Below are 15,432 nucleotides of genomic sequence, written 5' to 3'. Positions count from 1 at the left end.
TGCGGGGTAATAGCGGCAACGCACCGACCGCCGGCCTCGCTCGCCCGGCGACCCCACTCCTACCGAAAACAGGGTCTTCTTCATGTCCTCGAACAATCGACGCGATTTCCTGCGCCTCGCCGCGCAGTCGGCCGGCGCGATGGCCGCCTACGCGGGCTTTCCGCCCGCGATCCGCAACGCGCTGGCGATGCCGGCCGCCTATCGCACCGGCACGATCCGCGACGTCGAACACGTCGTGATCTTCATGCAGGAAAACCGTTCGTTCGACCATTACTTCGGCGGCCTGCGCGGCGTGCGCGGCTTCAACGACCCGCGCCCGCACCTGCTGCCGAGCGGCGCACCGGTGTGGCAGCAACCGCCGGCGTCGGTGTTCACGAAGAACTACCATGCGCGCGGCATCGATCCGTCGGCGCCGTACGTGCTGCCGTTCTACCTCGACCCGAAGCAGACGACCGAATTCCAGCCGGGCACCAACCACGGCTGGAGCAGCGGCCACCTCGCCTGGAACAACGGCCAGTGGGACCAGTGGGTGAACCAGAAGCAGGACGTGCTGACGATGGGCTACCTGAAGCGCCAGGATCTCACGTACCACTACGCATTGGCCGACGCGTTCACGATCTGCGATTCGTACTTCTGCTCCGCGCACGCCGACACGGCGCCGAACCGCATCTACCTGTGGACCGGCACGGTCGACCCGCGCAACATCTACGGCAACCCGCCGAACGGCCCGGGCATCGGCGAGCGCGACGACGTGAACGGCTACACGTGGACGACCTACGCCGAGCGCCTCGAGAACGCGAAGATCAGCTGGAAGGTGTACCAGGGCGGCACGGGCATCCCGGGCGACCCGACCGACAACTACACCGACAACTCGCTGATGTTCTTCAAGCGCTTCCAGGTGAAGGAAGGCGCGAGCGGCCCGCTGGTCGACAAGGGTGCGTCGGACCACACGCTCGCCGAGCTGAAGGCCGACGTGCAGGCGAACCGGCTGCCGCAGGTGTCGTGGATCGTGTCGCCGTACAAGTACAGCGAGCACCCGCAGGCGTCGCCGACCGACGGTGCGTTCTACATCAACATGGTGCTCGAGGCGCTGACGTCGAACCCCGAGGTGTGGGCGAAGACGGTGTTCATCCTCAACTACGACGAGAACGACGGGCTGTTCGACCACGTCGTGCCGCCGGTGCCGCCGGTGACGAGCGGCGTGGGCGGCCAGGGCATCGTGTCGTCGAACCTGCTGTCGAACCTCGGCGACGAACTGCTCGACCTGAACAAGTATCCGCACGAGATGAGCCCGCTCGTGCCGGGCGCCGACCCGGGCGGCATCCAGCCGATCGGCCTCGGGCCGCGCGTGCCGCTGATCATCATCTCGCCGTGGACGAAGGGCGGCTGGGTTTGCTCGGAGACGTTCGACCATACGTCGGTGCTGCGTTTCCTCGAAGCGCGTTTCGGCGTGAAGGAGCCGAACATCAGCGCATGGCGCCGGTCGATCTGCGGCGACCTCACGTCGGCATTCGACTTCTCCGCGCGGCCCGACACGCGCACGGTGAGCTTCGCCGTGCCGCAGCACATCGCGACGGCCGGCCAGGCGTACCAGGTGCCCGCGCAGCAGTCGATGCCGGCGCAGGAGCCCGGCACGCGTCCGGCGCGTGCGCTGCCGTACGAGCTGTTCGTGCACAGCCGCGTGAGCGGACACGACGACACCGTGTCGCTCGACTTCGCGAACGCCGGCGACGCGGGTGCGGCGTTCTACGTGTACGACCGCCGCAACCCGGCGACGCCGCCGCGCCGTTATGCGGTGTCCGCGCACGACCGCTTCGTCGACACGTGGAGCACGTCGGCCGCGCACGGCGAGTACCATCTCGCCGCCTACGGCCCGAACGGCTATCTGTGCGAGTTCCAGGGCAACACGCGGCTCGCCGCGGACGGCCGCCACGCGAACCCCGAAGCGAAGATCGGCTACGACGTGCGCAACCGCCACGTGTACCTGCAACTGCGCAACAGCGGGCGCGCGACGTGCCGCGTGACGGTCGACAACGCGTACAGCCATGCGCATGCGCGCACCTACACGCTGGAGCCGGGCGAGCGCGTCGAGGATCACTTCGAGCTGTCGTCGAGCCACGGCTGGTACGATCTGACGATTACCGCGACGACGCTGCGCGGCGGCGACGACAAGGTCGTGCGCCGCTTCGCGGGCCACGTCGAGACGGGCCGGCCGAGCCACAGCGATCCGGGGCCGGTGAAGCACTCGGCCTGACGGCCGGCATCCGTCGCGCGGTTCGGGCGAGGTCCGCCCGCCGTGCGACGGCCGCCTGCCGGGGTATCCCGGCAGGTGGAACTGGTTTTTGGAAACTGAAGACTGTTGACAATGTGCCGGGCCGAGGGTATATAAGGATCATTCGCCGATATGGCGCCCTCGTTTTCATCCGTAGCCCCGCTGCCTGCCCGACCATGACTGCCCCGAACGCGCTCAGCGCCATCGAACTCCTGCAAAGCCAGTCGCTCGCGATGATTGTCCAGGACATGCTCGAGCGCGCGATTGTCTCCGGCGAATACGCACCCGGCGAGAAGCTCAACGAAGTCGAGATCGCGACGAAGCTGAACGTGTCGCGCGGCCCGGTGCGCGAAGCGTTTCGCGCGCTCGAACAGGCCGGCCTGCTGCGCAACGAGAAGAACCGCGGCGTGACCGTGCGCGTCGTGCCGCTGCGCGAGGCCGAGGAGATCTACGAAGTGCGCGCGATGCTCGACGAGTCGGTCGCGCGTGCGCTCGCGAAGCGCATCTCGCCCGACACGCTGAAGGTGCTGAAGGGCATCATCCAGTCGATGAAGGACGCCGCGAAGACGCACGACGTCACGCGCTACACCGAGCTGAACGTGCAGTTCCACGACGCGATGGTCGTCGGCGTCGGCAATACGCACCTCACCGACACCTACCGCCGGCTCGTGCGTCAGCTCGGGCTGCTGCGCCAGGCCGCGATCGAGGCCGAGGAAGATGCGATCGCGGTGTCGGCGGCCGAGCACGACAAGATCGTGCAGGCGCTCGCGAGCGGCGACCAGGAGAAGGCCGTCGCGCTGGTGCGCGAGCACGTCGCGCACGGCCTCGCGCGGATGCGCCGCACGCATGAACAGGGGCTGCCGGTAGCGGGCAAGGCGGCGCGGGAGAAAACCGCGCGCGCATAAGGCCCGGCAACGCTCGCGCTGGTTGCCGCGCAAAAGCAAAGGGACGCTTCACAGCGTCCCTTTTTCGTTGCGTCATGACCATCGTGGCGTCAAACGCATCGTCACGCCTTGTCGGCCTTCCCGGCCGCGCTCGCGAATTTCGCGAGCCACGTATCGACGGCCGACGGCTGCCGGCTTTCGTCCTCCGCGCGCTCCTTGCGGCGGATCGCATTGCGCACGACATGCGCGCCGACATAGCGGATCGGCTCCGGCGGGAAATGGCCGAGCGGGCCGCGCACGATCGGGCTGCGCGTCCACGCGTTGTCGAGGCCGAGCACGAGCGACGACAGGATCTGCCCGCCCATGTAGGTCGGCCCGACGCCGTTGCCCGAATAACCGAACCCGTAGAACACGTTCGGCGCGTCGTCGAGGCGGCCGAAGAACGGGAAGCCCGTCACCGAGCGGTCCGACGGGCCGTTCCAGCTCGCGGTGACCGGCACGCCCGCGAGCGACGGAAAGAATTCGCGCAGGCTTTGCGTGAGCTGCGCCTCGTACGGCGAGCGCCGGTCGAACACCGGCGCGATGCGGCTGCGCCACGAGAACGTGTTGCCGCCCTTGCCGAGCATCAGCCGCCCGTCGGCGGTGGTGCGGTAGTAGTAGACGAAGATCCGCGAATCGAGCACCGACACGCCGTCCACGAGCCCGGTCTTTTCGAGCAGCTCCGGGCATTTCTCGGTGATGACCATGTCGCTCGACACGACCGCGATCGTGCGCTCGAACTGCGGAAAGCGGCTTGCCATCCACGCGTTGATCGCGAACACGAGCTTGCCCGCCGTGATGCTGCCGGACGGTGTGCGCACGACGGCCGGCTGTCCGGGCGTGAAGTCGAGCATTGGCGTGCGCTCGTAGATCCGGATGCCCATCGCGAGCGCGACGCGGCGCAGCCCGCGCACGAGCTTGCCGGGATGCACGGTCGCGGCGATCGGCGAGTAGACGCCGTCGAGATTGCGCGTGGAGCCCGAGCGGCGTGCGACTTCGGCGGGCGGCAGCGGCTCGTAGCTGTGGATGCCGCACGCGGCGAGCGCGTCGAGCACCGGCGCGAGCGTGCCGACCTGCGCGCGCGACGTCGCGGTGTACAGCGTGCCGTCGAGTCGCAGTTCGGCGTCGATGTCATGCGCGCGGCAGAAATCGGCGATGTGCTGGACGGCCGCTTCCGACGCCTTCACGAGCCGGATCGCCTCGGCTTCGCCGAACAGGCGCCGCAGCGTCAGGAATTTCGCGGACCACGTGAGCAGGCAGCCGCCGTTGCGTCCGCTCGCGCCGGCGCCGCACAGGTCGGCTTCGACGATCGCGATGTCGAGCGCGGGGTTCTGCTGCTTCGTCTGGATCGCGGTCCAGAGCCCGGTGAAGCCGCCGCCGACGATGCACACGTCGGCCTGCGTTGCGCCCTGCAGCGCGGGGGCGAGATCGCCGTCGTTGAACAGTGCTTGTTCGATCCAGAAGGGTCGCATCGGATGGTTCTTCAATAAGGGTCGGGGCCGTGCCGCGCACGGCCGGAAAACCTGGCCGCCGCGTGGCGACGCACGGCGGGGGCGGCCGCGCGCATGGGCACGCGGCCGGGTGCATCGCATCACGTCACGTCAGGCCGCCGCTTCGGCCGACACGCGGCGCACGCCCATCGCCCGCAGCGTATCGGCGATCGCGGCGACGGCGCCCGGAATGCCGGCTTCGCCGAAGTGGCCGATGCAGCCGACCCGGAACGTCTCGACCTCGGTCAGCTTGCCCGGATACAGAATGTAGCCGCGCTTTTTGACCTCCTGATAAAACCGCTTGAAGTCGTAGTTCGGATCGTCCGGCGCATGGAACGTGACGATGATCGGCGCCTGGATCGACGGATCGAGGAACGGCCGGAAGCCGAGCGCGAGCATCCCGTCGATCAGCGCGCGATAGTTGCGCTGGTAGCGGCCGCCGCGCGCGGCGAGCCCGCCTTCGTCGACGTACTGCGCGACAGCCGCGTCGAGCGCCGCGACCACGTGCGTCGGCGGCGTGAAGCGCCACTGCGTCGTGCGCTGCATGTAGACCCACTGGTCGTACAGGTCCATCGCGAGCGAGTGGCTGTTGCCTTCGCAGCGTTCGAGCGTGCTGCGCTTCGCGATCACGAAACCGAGCCCCGGCACGCCTTCGAGGCATTTGCCGGACGCCGCGATCACCGCGTCGAACGGCGTCGTGCGCGCGTCGATGTCGATCGCGCCGAACGAGCTCATCGCGTCGACGATCAGCGCGCGCCCGTGCTTCGCGACGACCTGCGCGATCTCGTGCAGCGGATTCAGCACGCCGGCGCCCGTCTCGCAGTGGACGAGCGCGACGTGCGTGATGCCCGGATCGGCGACGAGCGCGCGCTCGACGTCGGCTGGATCGACGCGGCGGTCCTCGCGGTAGTCGAGCGTCGTCAGCCGGCGGCCGAGCACGCGGCAGATCTTCGCGAGGCGCTGGCAGTACGCGCCGTTGTTCGGCACGAGCACGTGGCCGTCGCGCGGCACCAGCGTGCCGATCGCCGCTTCGACCGAGAACGTGCCGCTGCCCTGCAGCGGCACGCATTCGTGCGTGCCTTCGCCGTGCACGACCTGCAGCAGGCGTTCGCGCAGCCGCGCGGTGATCGCGTTGAAGTCGCTGTCCCACGAGCCCCAGTCGCGCAGCATCGCGTCGCGCGTGCGCTCGGAGGTCGTCAGGGGGCCGGGGGTGAGCAGGATGGGCTGGGCGGCGAGCGTCATGGTGTCTCCTTGATGAAGTCGGGACGTCACGTGAAGGCGGCAAAAGGATCAGCGGCGATGCGGGTTGCGCCACGCCTGCGTGCGATGCAACAGGCGGTGCGAGATGCACGCGAACAGCAAGCACGCGCACGACGACGTCGCGAGCACGAGCGTCGCCATCGCGGCGGCCGGGCCCATCTGGCCCGCGTCGTCGAGGTTCAGGATCGCGACCGACGCGGGCTGCGTGTCCGGCGAGTAGAGGAACGCGACGGCCGACACCGTCGTCATCCCGTTGACGAACAGGTAGCGCGCGATCAGCAGGATCGCGGGCAGGCACACGGGCACCGTCACGCGCAGGAAGGTCTTGTAGAACGGCACCTTCAGCGATGCGGACACGGCCTCGAACTCGCTGTCGATCTGCCTGAGCGCGGTGACGGCCGTCAGGTGGCTCGACGCGTAGTAGTGCACCACGGTGACGATCGCGAGCAGCCACAGCGAGCCGTACAGCCCGTTCATCGGATTGCCGGGCGCGTTGAACAGGAAGATGTAGCTGATGCCGAGCACGAGGCCCGGCACGCCCATCGGCAGGATCGCGCACAGGCTGATGAAGCCGCGCAGCCAGCGTGCGCCGCGGGTCTTCTCGATCAGGTAGGCGCCGCCGAACACGACGATGGTGCCGCCGATCGCGACGGTCGCGGCCATCCGCAGGCTGTTCTTGTACGCGTCGAAGATGCCGGCGCCGATCAGCCCCATCCGGTAATGCTGGAGCCCGAGGCTCATCTGGTACGGCCAGAACTTCACGAACGACGCGAACACCGAAATGCCGACGACCGCGATGAAGAACGCGCACACGAGCGCGCAGTACGCGAGCATCGCGGCGTCGAAGCCGCGCGACGGTTTCGGCTGGTACGGCGTCGAGCGCGCGCCGAGTTGCGACTGCTGGCGGCGACGGATGAAGAAGTCGATGCCGAACGCGACGAGCGCCGGGCACAGCAGCATCAGGCTCACGACCGCGCTGCGGTTGAAGTCCTGCAGCCCGATGATCAGCTTGTAGATGTCGGTCGACAGCACGTTGTACGAGCCGCCGATCACGACCGGCACGCCGAAGTCGTTGATGCACATCGTGAACGCCACCATCGTCGCGCTGATCAGCCCGTACTTCGCGCCTGGCAGCGTGATCGTGAAGAACTTGCGCGTGCGGCTCGTGCCCATCGCGTCGGCGGCCTCGTAGAGCCGGCCGTCCGCGAGCGACAGCGCGGTGACGAGGATCATCAGCACGTGCGGGAACGACGCATACACCATGCTCAGCACGATGCCCGGCAGCCCGTAGATCGAGTGGCCGTGCAGCAGCGGCTTCAGCAGTCCCGCGTTGCCGAACCAGTAGATGAACGACACGGCCGACAGCAGCGTCGGCGCGAGCAGCGGCAGCAGCGCGATCGTGCGCGCGGCGTTCTTCAGCGGCATGCACGAGCGCGTCAGCGCATATGCGAACGTGAACGCCATCGGCACGACGATCGCCGTGACGAGCGCGCCGACCGTCAGCGAATGCAGCATCGAGCGCAGCACGCCGCTGTCCTCGAGATACTCGACGAAGTTGTGCGCGCCGACGAAGCGCCCATCCGCGTCGACGAAGCATTTCTGCACGACGAGCGCGAGCGGCAGCAGCAGGAACAGCGACATCAGCGCGGCCATCGCGACGAGCGCGAACTGCGCGATGCGGTCGTGCCAGTGCGTGATCTGCCGCACGTCGGCGGGGGCGGACGCGCCGCGGCGGCGCGCGGTCAGGACGGTGCTCATTGCAGTCGCTCCTTCGCGCTCGGGAACACGCGGACATGCTCGCGATCGAGCGCAAGGTCGATGCGGGCGCCGGCTTGCACGCCGGTGCGGTCGACGTCGTGATACGACAGGTCGGCGACGATCTCCTGGCCGTCGAGCCCGTCGATCCGGAAGCTCACGCGGCAGAACGCGCCGAGGAATTCGAGCTTCTCGACGCGGCCCGCGAGCACGTTGTCGGCCGTCTCGCCCGGCACGCGGATGCGCAAGTCCTCGGGCCGCACGTAGACCGACACCGCCGCGCCCTGCGCGGGCCGCGCGGCGCCATGGCGGCAGTCGAGGCCGACCGTGCCCGCGCGCAACGTGCCGTCCTGCGCGACTTCGGCGGGAATCGTGTTGACGCGGCCGATGAAGTCCGCGACGAACGGCGATGCCGGTTGCCGGTAGATTTCGAGCGGCGTGCCGATCTGCTCGATCACGCCGTGGTTCATCACGACGATGCGGTCGGCCATCGACAGCGCTTCTTCCTGGTCGTGCGTGACCATGATCGTCGTCACGCCGAGCCGCTGCTGCAATGCGCGGATCTCCTGGCGCAGCCGCACGCGCACGCGCGCGTCGAGCGCCGACAGCGGTTCGTCGAGCAGCAACAGGCCCGGCGACGTCGCGAGCGCGCGCGCCAGCGCGATGCGCTGCTGCTGGCCGCCGGACAGCTGGCCCGGATGCTTGCGATGGCTGTCGGGCAGGCCGACCAGCGCGAGCAGCGTATGCACGCGCTCGTGGATCGCGTCGCGCTTCATCTTCCGGTTCACGAGCCCGTACGCGACGTTGTCGTACACGGTGAGGTTCGGAAACAGCGCATACGACTGGAACACGATCCCGTAGTCGCGCAATTGCGGCGGCAGCCGCGAGATGTCGCGGCCGTCCTGCATGATGTGGCCGGCGTTCTGCGTCTCGAGCCCCGCGATGATCCGCAGCAGCGTGGTCTTCCCGCAGCCGGACGGCCCGAGGAAACAGATCATCTCGCCCTTCATCACGCTCAGGTCGATGTCGGTGAGGACCTGCGTGTCGTTGTACCGCTTCTCGATGCGTTCTACGCTCAGATAAGGTGCCATGCGCGCCTCCATGCTGGGGCGGCCCGGGGGCCGGATTCGACGATGGAAAGGGTGACGCGGGGCGGCGCGCGGCGCGGCCCCGCAGCCGGTCGCGACGTTACTGCTGCGCTTTCGCCCCGTAGCGCTTCTGCCACGTGTCGAGGATCGACTGGCGGTTTTTCGCGGACCACACGAAATCGTTCTTCACGAGCAGGTCCGAATAGTTGTCGGGGATGCCGGCCAGCTTGCGCGCGACGCCCGGATACGCGACGATCGCCCACCAGCGCGCGGTGATCTGGTTCGCGTCCTTGCTCGCCATGAAGTCGGCGAGCTTCTTCGCGGCGTCGGGCTGCTTCGTCGTCTTCATGATCGCGGTGCCTTCCATGTCCCAGCCGAGCCCTTCCTTCGGGAACACGAGATCGATCGGCGCGCCCTGCGCCTGCAGTTCGTGGCCGCGGAACTCGAACGAAATGCCGATCGGGAATTCGCCGGTGCCGGCGAGCGTGCACGGCTTCGAGCCCGAGTGCACGTACTGCGCCACGTTCTTGTCGAGCGCGTCCATGAATTTCCAGCCTTTGTCGTCACCGAAGGTCTGCAGCCACGCGGTCACGTCGAGGTAGCCGGTGCCCGACGATACCGGGCTCGGCATCACGATCGCGCCTTTGTAGATGGGCTTCGTCAGGTCTTCCCACGACGTCGGCTTCGGGATGTTCTTCGCCTGCGCGGCGACGCGGTTGTAGCAGATCGTCGCGCCCCACACGTCCATGCCGACCCAGTGCGGCGGCGTGTTCGCGTCGCTGTACTTGCGCGTGAGCTGGTCGAAATTCTTCGGCGTGTACGGCATCAGCATGCCCTGCAAGTCGAGCAGCGTGAGGCTCGACGCGGCGAGGCCGAGCACGACGTCCGCGCGCGGGTTGTTCTTCTCCGCGAGCAGTTTCGCGGTGACCGAGCCGGTCGAATCGCGCACCCAGCGGATCTCGATATCGGGGTTCGCTTTCTCGAACGCGTCCTTGTAGGGCTTCATCGCCTCGTCTTCCAGCGCGGTGTAGACGAGCAGCGACGTCTTCGCGTGCGCCGCCTGCGCGGCGCCGAACGCGACCGCTGCGGCCAGCGCGAAGCGGGCCGCGCCCGCTGCCCATGCGTTCAAACGCTTGTTTACCGGCACTTCGTTCATCTTCAGACCCCTTGACTGTGGCGCCGCGGCACGCGGCGGATGAGTGGAGACCAGCCCTCTCTTTGCTACGTCGTTTTGCTTTCTGTTCTCTGCATGTTGTTGACAATCTACAAATCATCAATTTTAATGTCAAGCATGGAAAACACCTCCCATCGGCGCGGCGCGGGCGCCGACGGCTCAACCCCTTCGAACCGAAAGGAATGAACGTCATGACTGAAACGCCTGTATCCGTGGAAGTGAACGGCCGCCGCTACAACTGGATGAGCCGGCCCGTGGTGGTCGTCTGCGTCGATGGCTGCGCATACGAATATCTGGAAGAAGCGGCCGAGGCCGGCGTCGCGCCGTTCCTGCGCACGCTGCTGAAACCCGGCACGGCGCTCAAGGGCGAATGCGTGGTGCCGAGCTTCACGAACCCGAACAACCTGTCGATTGTTACGGGCGTGCCGCCGGCGATCCACGGGATAAGCGGCAACTACTTCTACGATCGCGACACCGGCGCCGAGGTGCTGATGAACGATCCGAAGTACCTGGTCGCGCCCACCGTGCTCGCGACCTTCGCCGAACAGGGCGCGCGCGTCGCGGTCGTCACCGCGAAGGACAAGCTGCGGCGCCTGCTCGGCAAGGGGCTGAAGGGCATCTGCTTCTCGTCGGAAAAGGCCGACGAGGCGAGCATCGAGGAAAACGGCATCGACGACGTGCTGGCGCTGGTCGGCAAGCCGGTGCCGAGCGTGTACAGCGCGGACCTGTCGGAATTCGTGTTCGCGGCCGGCGTGCGCCTGCTCGAGACGCGCCCGATCGACCTGATGTACCTGTCGACGACCGACTACGTGCAGCACAAGTGCGCGCCCGGCACGCCCGGCGCGAACGCGTTCTACGCGATGATGGACACGTACCTGCAGCGGCTCGACGCGCTCGGCGCGATCGTCGCGATCACGGCCGACCACGGGATGAACGCGAAGCACGACGATGAAACCGGCGAGCCGAACGTGATCTACCTGCAGGAGCTGTTCGACGAGTGGATTGGCCACGACGCCGCGCGCGTGATCCTGCCGATCACCGATCCGTACGTCGTGCACCACGGCGCACTGGGTTCGTTCGCGACCGTCTACGTGCCGGCGTCGGCCGATGCCGATGCGCTGCGCGCGCGGCTCGCCGCGGTCGACGGCATCGAGGTCGTGCTGACGGGTGCCGAGGGCTGCGCGCGCTTCGAGCTGCCGCCCGAGCGGATGGGCGACCTGATCGTGATCTCGAAGCAGGACGTCGTGCTCGGCACGCGCCGCATCAAGCACGACCTGTCGGGGCTCGACGTGCCGCTGCGCTCGCACGGCGGGATCTCCGAGCAGATCGTGCCGCTGATCTTCAGCAAGCCGGTCGCCACCGACGTCACGGGCCGCGCGCGGCTGCGCAACTTCGACATCATCGACATCGCGCTCAACCATCTGCAGTGATGCGCACGCATCCGCAAGGGGACACACTCATGAACGCCATTGCAGCATCGACGGCCGTCCGCGAGATTCGTCGCGAAGCACTGCGAATCGACGGCGAACGGATTCATCGGGACGCGGTGATCGACGTGCGCAACCCGTACGACGGCTCGCTGGTCGGCACCGTGCCGAAGGCGACGCTGGAAGACGTGCGGCGCGCATTCGCGGTCGCTCGCGCGTACCGGCCGACGCTCACCCGCCACGATCGCGCGGCGATCCTGCGCCGCGCGGCCGACATCGTGCGCGCGCGCACCGCCGAGATCGCGGCGCTGATCACGGCCGAGGCCGGGTTGTGCATCAAGGATTCGACGTACGAAGCGGGCCGCGTGGCCGACGTGCTGACGTTCGGCGCCGGTGAAGTGCTGAAGGACGACGGGCAGATCTTCTCGTGCGATCTGACGCCGCACGGCAAGAAGCGCCGCGTGTACACGCAGCGCGACCCGCTGCTTGGCGTGATCTCGGCGATCACGCCATTCAACCACCCGATGAACCAGGTCGCGCACAAGATCGTGCCGTCGGTCGCGACCAACAACCGGATCGTCGTGAAGCCGTCGGAGAAGGTGCCGCTGTCGTGCTTCCTGTTCGCGGACATCCTGTACGAAGCCGGTTTGCCGCCGCAGATGCTGCAGGTGCTTACCGGCGACCCGACGGAAATCGCCGACGAACTGATCACGAACCCGGCGATTGACCTGATCACGTTCACCGGTGGCGTATCGATCGGCAAGTCGATCGCGGCGCGGATGGGCTACCGGCGCGCGGTGCTCGAACTCGGCGGCAACGATCCGATCATCGTGATGGAAGACGCCGATCTCGACGAAGCGAGCACGCTTGCGGTGTCGGGTTCGTACAAGAACTCCGGGCAGCGCTGCACGGCGATCAAGCGGATGCTCGTGCACGAAGCGGTGGCCGATCGTTTCACCGAACTGGTGGTCGAGAAGACGCGTGCGTGGTCGTACGGGAATCCGGCCGATCCGTCGGTCGACATGGGCACCGTGATCGACGAAGCGGCCGCGAAGTTTTGCGAGCAGCAGGTGAACGACGCGATCGCGCGCGGTGCGCGGCTGCTGGTCGGCAACGTGCGCGACGGCGCGCTGTATTCGCCGACGGTGATCGATCGCGTGACGCCCGACATGCCGCTCGTGAAGCACGAGACGTTCGGCCCCGTGTCGCCGATCATGCGCTTTCGCGACATCGACGAAGCGATCCGGATGTCGAACAGCACCGACTATGCGCTGTCGTCATCGGTCTGCACGAACCGCTTCGACAACATCACGCGCTTCATCACCGAGCTGGAAGTCGGCAGCGTGAACGTGCGCGAGGTGCCGGGCTACCGGCTCGAACTGACACCGTTCGGCGGCGTGAAGGATTCGGGGCTCGGCTACAAGGAAGGCGTGCAGGAAGCGATGAAGAGCTTCACGAATACGAAGACGTATTCGCTGCCGTGGTAAGCGGCGTGTGATGCGGACGCGCCGGCTCGAAGGCCGGCGCGCGAGATGTCCCCCGGCGGGAGGCGGCCGCGACGGCCGCCAGGCGACGGTCAATCGTCGTCGTCGTCGTGGTGATGTCGCCAGCCGCGATGCCAGCCGTTGTCGTGCCGGTAGCGGCGGTAACGATAGTCGCCGTAGTACGGGCCGTAATAGACCGGCGCCGGCTCGTACACGACGGGCGGCGGCGGCGCGTAGTAGACAGGCGGCGGCGCCTCGATCACCGGCCCCGGCACGCCGAAATACACGCCGATGTCGGCGTGCGCGAACGCGCTTGCCGACAGGCAGGCGCCCGCGACGCCGAGGGCAAAGGACAACAGGATGCGTTTCATTTGCCGTTCACTCCATTCGCGGGTGGCAAGGCCCGCGAGCAATCGGTTCACCTGTCTCCATGGTACGTAGCGCGTGCCGAATGGGTGATACCGCCGTGTCGCTTCTGTAACCGCCGGTAACGAATCGTCGTACGATCGCGCGCCGCACGCGGCCGGCGCGCGCTCGTCATTGAGCGGCTTCGTGCGGCCGATGGTCCGGCCACAGCGTCGCGGCGACGAACAGTCCGGCCGCGAGGAACGGCGCGCCGATCGCGAACAGGATGGCCGTGAGGCCCCAGCGATCCCAGAAGCGGTCGACGATCGCGCGCTCGGGTGTGACGGGGTCGTACAGCACGTTGACCGCGTCGCCTTCACGCAGGCCCGGATGCGACGACGCCGATCCCTGGGCGAACGTGATCTGGCGGCCGCTGTCGGTCGTGAACGCGACGATCGCCGAATACAGCGACATGCGTGCCCGGGACGACCGCGCGTTTTTCGCGATCTCGACGACATGGCCGGTCGAGTGCGCGTAATGGCGGACGATCTGCCACTGACGCAGGCCGGTCGCGCCGGCGCCGGCGAGGAAGCCCGTACCGATCGCGATCGGAATCAGCACGATCGCGATATCCCAGCGGCGCCGCGCCTGCTTGCGTGCGGCGCGGGTCGGCGGCGGGTCGGATGGCCGGCGGCGGCGCTCGCCGGCGATCAGCAGGCCGCCGATCGCGAACGACGCGATGGCGAGCAGCGCCGACACCGCGGCCGGGAACCAGCGTTGCGCGAAATCGTCGATCAGTGCGGGGCGGTCGGGATGGGTCGGGTCGAGCAAGACGTCGACGTTCTCGCCGATGTCGTACGCGGGGACGGTCGACGCGGTATTGCCGGCGATTTCGCGGCGCTGGCCGTCGTTCGCGAGGTAGGCGACGATCGGCCGGTACGCGCGCATCGCGTCGCTGTCCTGCACGATGCGCACGACCGTGCCCGGCGTGCGGACCAGGTGGCCGGTCGCGCGGCCGGTCGTGACGGCAAGCACGCCTGCCAGCACGAGCAGCACGACGCCGAGCGCCAGCGCGGCGAGCGCGTCCTTACCCGGCATGGCCGGATCCGGCTTGTGCGTCGCGCGGCGGATTCGGGTGCGATCGGGGGAGCGGCGTGCCCCGACGGAGAGGCCGATATCGGCGCAACCATGCCCTCTGAATGGTCGCGTCTCGTTCACATGCTTCCATGTCTGACGTCCCATGTTCTCTCAGTGCCGGCGGGCAAACGGCAGTGCCTGAGCCGGTCGTGTGATATTTGTCGGACGATTCTAGCGGAAACGATGCGGAAGGGGCGTGCGGAAGCGTACTGCGAGAGGGGGACGCGCGCCACGAGAGGGGAACGCGCACCGCGAGAGGGGAACGCGCGCCACGAGCGCGGCGCGCGGAAATGAAAAAGGCCGGTCAGCTTGCGCTGACCGGCCTTTTGAATTCCTGGTGGGGCGTGAGTGACTCGAACAAAAGTTTACGTGACAAGCATAAATCCTTTTGCAATCAACGCCTTTTTAACCTTCGCGCCCTACAATCGGTTGCATCTGCTATTCGCGTGAGGACGCGAGCACTTTGTGTATGTCTTCGATCGTAGAAAGCCGGATCAGATGAGATCGGCCGCTTCCCTTATCCGCTGCGCGGTTGCCGGCAGGCCGTTGCGCTCAAGCGCCTGAGCGAAATCTTCGGGCGTTGCTTGTGGCTTTTTCCAGCGCGCGCGCATGCGTTTGAATGCAGACATGGCTGCAATGGAATCTAAATCCCATTGATTGATGATGAATCGGTCCGGATGGATGACTTCAATGCCATAAGGGCTGACTGTCTCTGCCGGGAAATCACGCAAATTGGCCGTCACGATACAGTCAGCATGACCTGCGAGGGCCGCTGCTAGAACGTGTTGATCGTCCGGATCGGGCAGGGGCACATTCCCGACGAGTGGTGTCCAGGCGGATTCGACAACCTCCCAGTCTGGTACGGCTTCCCGCATGCTGTCTCGCCGCACGCCGAGTTTTCCTTTCAGTTGTGGGCGAAATTCTTCGAGATTGGCTATCCATTCCTGTTCGATGCGCCGCGTCCATTTCGCAGCGAAAAGCCCCGTGGTTGCTAGGCTCATCAACGAGTCAGCAACCGCGATCGGGAATAGAACGCACGCGTCAAGTAGCGCGGTGTAGCGTGCATAGCCGGCCATA

Annotated in this window: 12 protein-coding genes; 4 read left to right on the top strand and 8 right to left on the bottom strand. The window is 67.2% G+C overall.

Going from position 1 to position 15,432, the window contains the following annotated elements:
* Positions 1-82: 82 nt before the first annotated feature.
* On the top strand, positions 83-2,254 hold the full coding sequence (locus LXM88_RS22090; RefSeq protein ID WP_262539010.1) for a phosphocholine-specific phospholipase C: 2,172 nt from the start codon (positions 83-85) through the stop codon (positions 2,252-2,254).
* A gap of 194 nt (positions 2,255-2,448) precedes the next feature.
* Positions 2,449-3,177, top strand: coding sequence for a phosphonate utilization associated transcriptional regulator (locus tag LXM88_RS22085; RefSeq protein WP_262539009.1), 729 nt, complete (start codon positions 2,449-2,451; stop codon positions 3,175-3,177).
* 101 nt (positions 3,178-3,278) lie between these two features.
* Here the strand turns inward: LXM88_RS22085 and LXM88_RS22080 are convergent, their stop codons facing one another.
* From LXM88_RS22080 to LXM88_RS22060, 5 genes are all read right to left on the bottom strand, one after another.
* Positions 3,279-4,667 carry an FAD-dependent oxidoreductase gene (locus LXM88_RS22080; RefSeq protein WP_262539008.1) on the bottom strand — a complete coding sequence of 463 codons (1,389 nt, stop codon included), beginning with the start codon at positions 4,665-4,667 and terminating at the stop codon, positions 3,279-3,281.
* A gap of 129 nt (positions 4,668-4,796) precedes the next feature.
* Positions 4,797-5,927, bottom strand: coding sequence for a 2-aminoethylphosphonate--pyruvate transaminase (locus tag LXM88_RS22075; protein ID WP_262539007.1), 1,131 nt, complete (start codon positions 5,925-5,927; stop codon positions 4,797-4,799).
* 48 nt (positions 5,928-5,975) lie between these two features.
* Positions 5,976-7,703, bottom strand: a complete 1,728-nt coding sequence (locus LXM88_RS22070) for a putative 2-aminoethylphosphonate ABC transporter permease subunit (RefSeq protein WP_262539006.1) — start codon at positions 7,701-7,703, stop codon at positions 5,976-5,978.
* On the bottom strand, positions 7,700-8,791 hold the full coding sequence (locus LXM88_RS22065) for a putative 2-aminoethylphosphonate ABC transporter ATP-binding protein (RefSeq protein WP_262539005.1): 1,092 nt from the start codon (positions 8,789-8,791) through the stop codon (positions 7,700-7,702). Before LXM88_RS22065 ends, LXM88_RS22070 begins: the two co-directional genes overlap by 4 nt.
* 97 nt (positions 8,792-8,888) lie before the next feature.
* A complete protein-coding gene (locus LXM88_RS22060; protein ID WP_262539004.1) occupies positions 8,889-9,944 on the bottom strand; it encodes a putative 2-aminoethylphosphonate ABC transporter substrate-binding protein in 1,056 nt (351 codons plus the stop codon).
* Positions 9,945-10,153: 209 nt separating this feature from the next.
* Here LXM88_RS22060 and phnA point away from each other — a divergent pair, with 209 nt between their 5' ends.
* Both phnA and phnY read left to right on the top strand, forming a co-directional pair.
* Positions 10,154-11,392, top strand: a complete 1,239-nt coding sequence (phnA, locus tag LXM88_RS22055) for a phosphonoacetate hydrolase (RefSeq protein ID WP_262539003.1) — start codon at positions 10,154-10,156, stop codon at positions 11,390-11,392.
* Positions 11,393-11,421: 29 nt separating this feature from the next.
* Positions 11,422-12,876, top strand: coding sequence for a phosphonoacetaldehyde dehydrogenase (gene phnY / locus LXM88_RS22050; RefSeq protein ID WP_262539002.1), 1,455 nt, complete (start codon positions 11,422-11,424; stop codon positions 12,874-12,876).
* Positions 12,877-12,965: 89 nt separating this feature from the next.
* On the opposite strand, the gene LXM88_RS22045 is transcribed toward phnY, so the two are convergent.
* The 3 genes from LXM88_RS22045 to LXM88_RS22035 form a co-directional block, all read right to left on the bottom strand.
* Complete coding sequence (locus LXM88_RS22045; RefSeq protein WP_262539001.1) at positions 12,966-13,244, bottom strand: hypothetical protein; 279 nt, start codon at positions 13,242-13,244, stop codon at positions 12,966-12,968.
* Between the two features lie 166 nt (positions 13,245-13,410).
* Positions 13,411-14,460 carry a DUF3592 domain-containing protein gene (locus LXM88_RS22040; protein WP_262538999.1) on the bottom strand — a complete coding sequence of 350 codons (1,050 nt, stop codon included), beginning with the start codon at positions 14,458-14,460 and terminating at the stop codon, positions 13,411-13,413.
* Positions 14,461-14,849: 389 nt separating this feature from the next.
* A complete protein-coding gene (locus tag LXM88_RS22035) occupies positions 14,850-15,431 on the bottom strand; it encodes a PIN domain-containing protein (RefSeq protein ID WP_262538998.1) in 582 nt (193 codons plus the stop codon).
* Between the last annotated feature and the right edge of the window lies 1 nt (position 15,432).

This window comes from Burkholderia sp. S-53, from assembly GCF_025560745.1.
Classification (GTDB): Bacteria; Pseudomonadota; Gammaproteobacteria; order Burkholderiales; family Burkholderiaceae; genus Burkholderia; species Burkholderia pyrrocinia.
The sequence above is the reverse complement of the archived record's forward strand: the minus strand, read 5'-3'. Positions and strand labels throughout refer to the sequence as shown.

Excerpts from the sequence above, each read along its gene's own strand:
- LXM88_RS22090 (WP_262539010.1), top strand. The coding sequence starts at position 83 with ATGTCCTCGAACAATCGACGCGATTTCCTGCGCCTCGCCGCGCAGTCG.
- LXM88_RS22080 (WP_262539008.1), bottom strand. The coding sequence starts at position 4,667 with ATGCGACCCTTCTGGATCGAACAAGCACTGTTCAACGACGGCGATCTC.
- LXM88_RS22060 (WP_262539004.1), bottom strand. The coding sequence starts at position 9,944 with ATGAACGAAGTGCCGGTAAACAAGCGTTTGAACGCATGGGCAGCGGGC.
- LXM88_RS22035 (WP_262538998.1), bottom strand. The coding sequence starts at position 15,431 with ATGGCCGGCTATGCACGCTACACCGCGCTACTTGACGCGTGCGTTCTA.
- LXM88_RS22045 (WP_262539001.1), bottom strand. The coding sequence starts at position 13,244 with ATGAAACGCATCCTGTTGTCCTTTGCCCTCGGCGTCGCGGGCGCCTGC.
- LXM88_RS22070 (WP_262539006.1), bottom strand. The coding sequence starts at position 7,703 with ATGAGCACCGTCCTGACCGCGCGCCGCCGCGGCGCGTCCGCCCCCGCC.
- LXM88_RS22065 (WP_262539005.1), bottom strand. The coding sequence starts at position 8,791 with ATGGCACCTTATCTGAGCGTAGAACGCATCGAGAAGCGGTACAACGAC.
- phnA (WP_262539003.1), top strand. The coding sequence starts at position 10,154 with ATGACTGAAACGCCTGTATCCGTGGAAGTGAACGGCCGCCGCTACAAC.
- phnY (WP_262539002.1), top strand. The coding sequence starts at position 11,422 with ATGAACGCCATTGCAGCATCGACGGCCGTCCGCGAGATTCGTCGCGAA.
- LXM88_RS22085 (WP_262539009.1), top strand. The coding sequence starts at position 2,449 with ATGACTGCCCCGAACGCGCTCAGCGCCATCGAACTCCTGCAAAGCCAG.
- LXM88_RS22075 (WP_262539007.1), bottom strand. The coding sequence starts at position 5,927 with ATGACGCTCGCCGCCCAGCCCATCCTGCTCACCCCCGGCCCCCTGACG.
- LXM88_RS22040 (WP_262538999.1), bottom strand. The coding sequence starts at position 14,460 with ATGGGACGTCAGACATGGAAGCATGTGAACGAGACGCGACCATTCAGA.